This is a genomic window from Pseudomonas amygdali, assembly GCF_002699855.1.
Lineage (GTDB): Bacteria > Pseudomonadota > Gammaproteobacteria > Pseudomonadales > Pseudomonadaceae > Aquipseudomonas > Aquipseudomonas amygdali.
Genome location: NZ_LKBW01000088.1, coordinates 1 through 8,082, shown reverse-complemented (window position 1 = coordinate 8,082; position 8,082 = coordinate 1). Strand labels below are relative to the sequence as shown.

Annotated in this window: 7 protein-coding genes and 2 pseudogenes; 8 read left to right on the top strand and 1 reads right to left on the bottom strand. The window is 56.3% G+C overall.

Annotation, left to right across the window (positions count from 1 at the left end; translation table 11 throughout):
- The first annotated feature begins 93 nt into the window (after window positions 1-93).
- The 5 genes from pilB to yacG are packed head-to-tail and all read left to right on the top strand — an operon-like array spanning window position 94 to window position 4,708.
- Complete coding sequence (gene pilB, locus AO277_RS08525) at window positions 94-1,788, top strand: type IV-A pilus assembly ATPase PilB (protein ID WP_044319936.1); 1,695 nt, start codon at window positions 94-96, stop codon at window positions 1,786-1,788.
- Window positions 1,789-1,790: 2 nt separating this feature from the next.
- Window positions 1,791-3,008 carry a type II secretion system F family protein gene (locus AO277_RS08520; protein ID WP_044319937.1) on the top strand — a complete coding sequence of 406 codons (1,218 nt, stop codon included), beginning with the start codon at window positions 1,791-1,793 and terminating at the stop codon, window positions 3,006-3,008.
- A 1-nt stretch (window position 3,009) separates the two neighbouring features.
- Window positions 3,010-3,882 (top strand): prepilin peptidase, encoded by an 873-nt coding sequence (locus AO277_RS08515; RefSeq protein ID WP_044319938.1) that lies wholly within the window; start codon window positions 3,010-3,012, stop codon window positions 3,880-3,882.
- Window positions 3,879-4,502 carry a dephospho-CoA kinase gene (gene coaE / locus AO277_RS08510; RefSeq protein WP_044319939.1) on the top strand — a complete coding sequence of 208 codons (624 nt, stop codon included), beginning with the start codon at window positions 3,879-3,881 and terminating at the stop codon, window positions 4,500-4,502. Before AO277_RS08515 ends, coaE begins: the two co-directional genes overlap by 4 nt.
- Complete coding sequence (yacG, locus tag AO277_RS08505) at window positions 4,499-4,708, top strand: DNA gyrase inhibitor YacG (RefSeq protein WP_044319940.1); 210 nt, start codon at window positions 4,499-4,501, stop codon at window positions 4,706-4,708. The genes coaE and yacG overlap by 4 nt, the downstream gene beginning before the upstream one ends.
- A gap of 199 nt (window positions 4,709-4,907) precedes the next feature.
- Here the strand turns inward: yacG and AO277_RS08500 are convergent.
- Window positions 4,908-5,180: pseudogene (locus AO277_RS08500) on the bottom strand (hypothetical protein); the annotation flags it as partial.
- A gap of 84 nt (window positions 5,181-5,264) precedes the next feature.
- On the opposite strand from AO277_RS08500, the gene AO277_RS08495 reads away from it, so the two are divergent.
- The 3 genes and pseudogenes from AO277_RS08495 to AO277_RS08480 all read left to right on the top strand — a co-directional run bounded on the left by AO277_RS08495 (window position 5,265) and on the right by AO277_RS08480 (window position 7,941).
- Window positions 5,265-5,894, top strand: a complete 630-nt coding sequence (locus AO277_RS08495; RefSeq protein ID WP_003430735.1) for a DUF1780 domain-containing protein — start codon at window positions 5,265-5,267, stop codon at window positions 5,892-5,894.
- Window positions 5,891-6,425, top strand: a pseudogene (locus tag AO277_RS08490) (MOSC domain-containing protein). Before AO277_RS08495 ends, AO277_RS08490 begins: the two are co-directional and overlap by 4 nt.
- Window positions 6,426-6,642: 217 nt before the next feature.
- The gene (locus AO277_RS08480; RefSeq protein WP_044319942.1) at window positions 6,643-7,941 is read left to right on the top strand and encodes an NAD(P)/FAD-dependent oxidoreductase; all 1,299 of its coding nucleotides are present in this window, start codon (window positions 6,643-6,645) and stop codon (window positions 7,939-7,941) included.
- Window positions 7,942-8,082 lie beyond the last annotated feature (141 nt).

Genomic DNA, 8,082 nt, shown 5'->3' with positions numbered 1-8,082 from the left:
CCGAGTCTGCCCAGGTGGCATGACTCAAACAAAAGGGTCTCCGAGAAACCCGGGGCGGTTCAAACCCTCACACTGTCTGTCCTTGGTGGTTTTATGACTGATGCTGTCCTCACTGGCTTGGCCAAACAATTGGTCCTCGCCGAGCTACTTACTGAATCTGTTGCGCAGCAAGCGTATCAACAGGCGCGCCGCGACAAGATTTCGTTGGTGAGCTATCTGGTACAGAACAAATTGGTCAAAAGCCTGACGCTGGCAGAAATGGCTTCCGATCAGTTTGGCGTGCCCTTCATGGACCTCGCCAGCCTGGACAAAGAAAGCCAGCCTAAAGGCCTGGTGAGTGAAAAGCTGGTTAGACAACATCATGCACTGCCGCTGTGGCGGCGCGGCAATAAACTATTTATCGGGATTTCGGACCCGACCAATCATCAGGCGGTGACTGATATTCAGTTCAGCACTGGCCTGAACACCGAAGCGATTCTGGTCGAAGATGACAAGCTGACTACTGCTATAGATCGCTTTTTTGACAGTGATAGCGGTCTGGGCAATCTGGAAGATGTAGATCTGGGTCTGGACATCGAACCGGCTGACGGCAAGGAAACCTCCCTTGCTACGCAGAATGACGCTGACGACGCCCCGGTGGTACGTTTCGTCAACAAGATGCTGATGGATGCTATCCGATTAGGATCATCCGACCTGCATTTTGAGCCCTACGAAAAGATATTCCGCGTGCGGTTGCGTACTGACGGCATCTTGCATGAAGTCGCCAGACCGCCGATTCATCTGGCAAACCGTATTGCCGCGCGCTTGAAAGTCATGGCCAGCCTGGATATTTCGGAAAGGCGCAAACCGCAGGACGGACGCGTCAAGTTAAGGGTGTCCAAAACCAAAGCCATCGATTTTCGTATGAACACCTTGCCTACGCTGTGGGGCGAGAAGATCGTAATGCGTATCCTCGATCCGACCAGTGCGCAGATGGGCATTGATGCTCTGGGCTACGAGCCCGAACAAAAAGCGCTGTATCTTGAAGCGCTGAAGCAACCACAAGGCATGATTCTTGTAACCGGCCCCACTGGCTCGGGTAAAACCGTTTCGCTGTACACTGGCCTGAACATTCTTAATACAGTGGACATCAACATTTCCACAGCTGAAGACCCGGTAGAGATCAACCTGGAAGGCATCAATCAGGTTAACGTCAACCCGCGTCAGGGGCTGGACTTTTCTCAGGCTTTACGCGCATTCCTGCGTCAAGATCCCGACGTAATCATGGTCGGTGAGATACGAGACCTGGAAACAGCCGAAATCGCTATCAAGGCATCCCAAACCGGTCATATGGTGTTATCCACCTTGCATACTAACAGCGCTGCTGAAACCCTTACGCGACTGCACCATATGGGTGTCGCAGCGTTCAACATTGCTACAGCGATAAATCTAATTATCGCGCAACGATTGGCGCGAAAGCTGTGTAGTCATTGTAAGAAAGAACTCGATATTCCTCGCGAGACACTTATCCAGGAAGGCTTTCCGGAAGCAAAGGTTGGCACTTTCAAAATCTATGGGCCAGTGGGATGTGAGCAGTGCAACGGGGGCTACAGGGGCAGGGTCGGTATTTACGAAGTGGTCAAAAAAACGCCTGAATTGGAACGCATCATCATGGAAGAAGGCAACTCTCTGGAGATTTCCAGACAGATGCGCAAGGACGGATTCAATGACCTGCGAACCTCAGGGTTATCCAAAGCCATGCAAGGCATCACCAGTCTTGAAGAAGTTAACCGCGTAACCAAGGATTAAAAATGGCCAGCAAGGCAGTCAAAGTCATCGTTTACAAGTGGGAAGGTGTTGACAAGAAAGGCACCAAAACCAGTGGTGAACTGAGCGGCCATAACCTCGCCCTCGTAAAGGCCCAACTGCGCAAGCAAGGCATTAATCCGACCAAGGTGCGCAAGAAGGCTGTATCAATATTCGGCAAGGGCAAGAAGATCAAGCCGCTGGACATCGCATTCTTTTCTCGGCAGATGGCGACCATGATGAAGGCAGGTGTGCCGCTTCTGCAGTCATTTGACATCATTGCCGAGGGTGCAGAAAACCCGAACATGCGTGCACTGGTTGGCTCACTCAAGCAGGAGGTGTCGGCCGGCAACAGCTTTGCCACGGCTCTTCGGCAAAAACCAGAATACTTCGACGACCTGTTTTGTAATTTGGTCGATGCGGGCGAGCAAGCAGGTGCACTTGAGAGTCTCTTGGACCGCGTCGCTAGCTACAAAGAAAAGACTGAAAAGCTCAAAGCAAAAATCAAAAAAGCCATGACATACCCTATTGCTGTATTGATGGTCGCAATTATCGTGTCAGGTATTTTGCTCATCAAAGTGGTGCCGCAGTTTCAGTCAGTTTTTGCAGGCTTTGGCGCAGAGCTACCCGCATTCACTCTCATGGTAATCGGCTTATCCGATATCGTACAGAAATGGTGGTTAGCAATAGTTGGTCTGTTTTTCGTAAGTGCTTTTTTGTTCAAGCGGGCTTATAAGCAGTCTCAAAAGTTTCGCGACAATATTGATCGATTCCTGCTGAAAATACCGATCATTGGACCGCTTATTTTCAAGTCTTCCGTAGCTCGTTACGCGCGGACACTTGCGACTACATTCGCAGCAGGAGTTCCTCTGGTGGAAGCACTCGACTCAGTTGCCGGAGCTACCGGAAATGTTGTTTTCAGAAATGCTGTAAACAAGGTAAAACAAGACGTTTCCACAGGCATGCAGTTGAACTTTTCGATGCGATCGACCGGCGTATTTCCAAGCCTGGCAATCCAGATGACGGCCATAGGCGAAGAGTCCGGTGCGTTGGACAATATGCTCGATAAAGTTGCTACCTACTATGAGGATGAAGTCGACAACATGGTCGACAACATGACCAGCCTAATGGAGCCGATGATCATGGCGGTGCTGGGAGTTATTGTCGGCGGCCTTGTGATTGCCATGTACCTCCCCATCTTCAAACTCGGAAGCGTTGTCTGAAATGCCCCTCCTCGATTTCCTGGCCAGCTCACCGCTGGCCTTCGTCATTACCTGCTGCATTCTCGGCCTGATCATCGGAAGCTTCCTCAACGTAGTCGTCTACCGCCTTCCCAAAATGATGGAGCGCGACTGGAAAGCCCAATCCCGTGAAATGCTCGGCCTGCCCGCGGAACCCGATCAGCCCGCCTTCAACCTGAACCGCCCTCGTTCCAGCTGCCCGCATTGCGCACACAAAATCCGCCCGTGGGAGAACCTGCCGGTGATCAGCTATCTGCTGCTGCGCGGTAAATGCTCACAATGCAAAGCCCCCATCAGCAAACGCTACCCATTGGTAGAGCTGACCTGCGCAGTGTTGTCGGCCTACATCGCCTGGCATTTCGGCTTCGGCTGGCAGGCAGCGGCGATGCTGGTGTTGAGCTGGGGCCTGCTGGAGATGAGTCTGATCGACGCCGACCACCAGCTGTTACCTGACTCTCTGGTGCTGCCACTGCTGTGGCTGGGCCTCATCGTCAACGCTTTCGGGCTGTTCACCTCGCTGAACGATGCGCTCTGGGGCGCGGTGGCCGGTTATCTGGCGCTGTGGTCGGTGTTCTGGCTGTTCAAGCTGGTGACCGGCAAGGAAGGCATGGGTTATGGCGACTTCAAGTTGCTGGCCATGCTTGGCGCGTGGGGCGGCTGGCAGATTCTGCCGTTGACCATCCTGCTGTCATCGCTGGTGGGCGCGGTGCTTGGGGTGATCATGATGCGCGTGCGCAGGGTTGAAAGCGGTACGCCGATCCCCTTTGGTCCTTATCTGGCCATTGCGGGGTGGATCGCTTTGCTCTGGGGTGGTCAAATAACCGACTCTTACATGCAGTTTGCCGGTTTCAGATGACTCACCCTGATCAAAAAACCTGGATTCTTGGCCTGACTGGCGGCATTGGTAGCGGTAAAAGTGCAGCGGCACAGTGCTTTACCAACCTTGGCATCGACACCGTGGATGCCGACCATGCCGCCCGCTGGGTGGTCGAGCCGGGGCGTCCAGCGCTGGAGCAGATAGCCGCGCACTTCGGTAAAGGCGTGTTGCAGGCCAGCGGCGAGCTGGACCGTGGCGCGCTACGCAAGCTGATTTTTGAAAACCCGGAGCAGCGACGCTGGCTGGAAGCGCTGCTGCACCCACTGATCAATCAGGAAATCGTCAGCCATCTGGCCAGGGCCAAATCGCCGTATGCCATTCTGGTTTCGCCGCTGCTGATCGAATCCGGGCAATACCGTATGGTTCAGCGCCTGCTGGTCATCGATGTGCCACAGCAGGTGCAAATAGAACGCACGATGCTGCGCGACAGTTCCAGCCAGGAGCAGGTCGAAGCCATTCTCAAGGTGCAGATCCAGCGTGAAGACCGTTTGCGCCATGCCGACGATGTGCTGGTCAACGACCGCGATCACGCCTGGCTGAACAGCGAAGTCGAGCGGCTGCACCACTTTTACCTTACTTTGCGTGGAGGCCAATCATGAGCCAACCAATGACCGTCCAATGCCCAACCTGCAATGCCCCGGTGGAATGGAGCGCCGCCAGCCCGAGCCGCCCGTTTTGCTCAGAGCGCTGCAAACTGATCGACCTGGGAGCCTGGGCTTCTGAAGAGCATGCGATTCCGGTGAGCCCGGATGCTGAGGATGAGTTGTTCTCGGGTGATTTAGAGGCTCCGCACCGGGGGCATTGATACATTCCGGGATGCATGCACACGCTCTGCGCTCATCGTTCTACTCAACTACAGCTGACTCTCGTGCCAATGCTCCGCGTTGGCATGCATTCCGTGACGCTCCGCTTCACAAATCTGCGCGCACCGCACATTCCAGGTTGGACGCAGAGCGTCCAGAAATGCATTCCCACGCAGAGCGCGGGAACGATAATGATCGTATTTACGGCCAAGGCTTCTCCAACGCAGTCCTCAACGCATCAGCACTGCCAAACTGCTGCTGACTGACCAACTGCCCGTCGCGCAACTGTAACCACAGCCCTTTATCGTCATCGCCTGCGTACTGCGGCACGATGCGCGCCTCTCGATCAAGCATGACGCGATAGCGGTAATCGCGCATTTGGGGAATGGCGAACACCGTGTGACATGATTCCAGAAAGCCCTTTGGCTTGTCCTGAAGAGCCTCGATAAAAGCAGCGCCTGCGGGCATTTTTCGCAAGCGATCAAAAAATGAATTGCCAGTCTACACACCTGCATTCACTCTTCCAGTCATGGCAACTTGAACGCTAAGCTTGGCCCTATGGATGACTCAGACTACCTACGCCTGTTGACGATCCAGGCCGAACAAGCCAACGCCTTTCTTTCCAATGCGCGGAAGTGGGAGCGTGAGCGTTGGGTTTGTCAGCGCCTGTTGCAGGGGCTGAACATTGCGCATCGCAACGAGGACTTCACGCCTGCCACTCAGGAGCCGCCGGATGTGCTGTTTCGTGACGGGCGTTTCGAGGTGTTTTTTGTGCTCGATGAGGGCCGTCGTCTCAATGATGAGTGGCGTGAGGAGCTGGCGCGACGACGTAGCGCTTTTTCGTTGAGCCAACTGGTACGTCGGGAAGCCAAGCCCAAACGGATTCCCGCCTCTGAACTGCTGCACCGACTCGCCCCTACCCTGCGCAAGAAATCCACCAATTATCGCGAACGCGGCATTGACCTGGGCGGGCTGGATATCATCGCCTTCGCCAGCCTCAAGCGCGAGGTGCTGGACCTCAACAGTCATTTTCCGCCACCGACCGAGTACCTGCGTCAGGGCTGGCGTTCGTTGTCGCTGGTGGGGCCGACCTTTGCTCGGGTATTGTTCGCGCATCCGGGCGCTCCGGATTTTCTGCGTACCAACCTGGGCCGCAGTGTCGTTTTCGATGTTGGAATCAGTTTATGAGCCCCTTGCAGGAACTGCTGGCCGATGTGCCTCAACAAGGCCGTGTGCGCTGGATTGGTGTGCGCCCGGAGTCGCGGGTCGAGATGATCGAACTGGATGCGGTGGAAGCGCGGCGCGAAGCGGGGCTGACCGGCGATCATTCGCGACCTGGTCCGCGCAACGCCCGGCAGGTGACGTTGATCCAGTGGGAGCATCTGGCTGTGGTCGGCTCATTGCTGGACCGCTCTGCGGATAACCCCATCGTGCCGCAGGACTTGCGGCGCAATCTGGTGATCAGCGGCATCAATCTGTTCAGCCTGAAAAAACCGACGCTTTCGCATCGGCCAGGCGATTTTTGAAACCACTGGCTGGTGCCAGCCTTGTGCGCGTCTGGAGCAGCGCCTTGGTCGCGGAACCTTTCAGGCGGTGCGTGGGCATGGCGGAATCACTGCGCGAGTGTTACAAAGCGGCATCATCCGCCTGGACGATGTGTTGCAGGTCGAGCCGCTGGAAATCACTGATCCCTGGCCCCCTGCCCGTCAGCACGCTTGAGACAACGCATAAATTGAGCCGCCACCTGAACCCGGAACCGCAAAGGTGTGTCGAAGAGTACCTTCAGGCAAACCGGCATCCAGTCGAGCGCAGGTCGCTCCTGATCCCGGTGTTGCCGTGATGAACCCATTTATCGAGCCTTCTGACGCTATGAGCTGCCTTGCGCTCGCGAAGATCAGGCTCCCCGCGAATTCCTTAAACCTTCCGAGTAATCCTTATGACGCATCGTATTGTTATCGTTGGCGGCGGCGCTGGCGGTCTGGAGCTGGCGACCAGCCTGGGTAAAACCCTGGGCAAGAAAGGCACGGCCAGTGTAACGCTGGTCGACGCCAACCTGACGCATATCTGGAAACCGCTGTTGCACGAGGTCGCGGCGGGTTCTCTCAACTCGTATGAAGACGAGCTGAACTACGTGGCTCAGGCCAAGTGGAACAACTTTCAGTTTCAGCTCGGGCGCATGACCGGGCTGGATCGCGCCAGTCGCCAGATTCACCTGGCCGAGACGCTGGATGAAAACGGTGCCGAACTGGTTCCGGCACGCAGCCTGGGTTACGACTCGCTGGTCATCGCCGTGGGCAGCACCACCAACGACTTCGGCACCACGGGCGCGGCGGAACATTGCCTGTTTCTCGACAGCCGCAAACAGGCCGAGCGCTTCCATCAGCAACTGCTCAACCACTACCTGCGCGCCCACGCCGGTCAGGCTGACAGTGCTCAGGAAATCACCGTGGCCATCGTTGGCGCAGGTGCGACTGGTGTTGAACTGGCGGCAGAACTGCACAACGCGGCGCACGAGCTGGCGGCTTACGGGCTGGGCCAGATCAAGCCGGAAAACCTGCGCATTACAGTGATCGAAGCCGGGCCTAGGGTGCTGCCCGCATTGCCAGAGCGTATCGGCGCGCCTGTGCACAAGACACTGGAAAAACTTGGCGTGACGGTGCTGACCAATGCCGCGGTGAGCGAAGTGACCGCCGACGGCTTGATCACGGCCAGCGGGCAGGTCATTCCGGCCAGTTTGAAAGTCTGGGCGGCAGGTATTCGTGCTCCGGCGTTTCTGCATGAGCTGGATGGGCTGGAGAGCAACCGGATCAATCAGTTGAAAGTGCTGCCGACGCTGCAAACCACCCGTGACGAGAATATTTTCGCCTTCGGTGACTGCGCCGCCTGCCCGCAAAAAGGCACCGACCGCAACGTCCCGCCACGCGCTCAGGCTGCTCATCAGCAGGCGTCGTTGCTGGCAAAATCGCTGCGCCTGCGGATCGAAGGCAAGACCTTGCCGGAGTACACCTACAAGGACTACGGATCGCTGATCTCGCTGTCGAGCTTCTCGGCAGTCGGCAATCTGATGGGTAACCTGATGGGCAGCGTAATGCTTGAAGGCTGGCTGGCGCGGATGTTCTATGTGTCGCTGTATCGCATGCACCAGATGGCGCTGTACGGCACCTTCCGCACCCTGATGCTGATGCTGGGCAGCAAGATCGGCAAAGGCACCGAGACACGGATGAAGCTGCACTAAGGCCCGTCAGCCGAGAGGCCTGCGGGAACACACCATCGTGCCCATGCTCTGGTATGACCCCCGAAGGTTGGACGCAACCTTTGGAGGCGTCATGGGTAAATATACAGTGCAGGCAAAACTCGCAGCCGTGAAAGAATATTG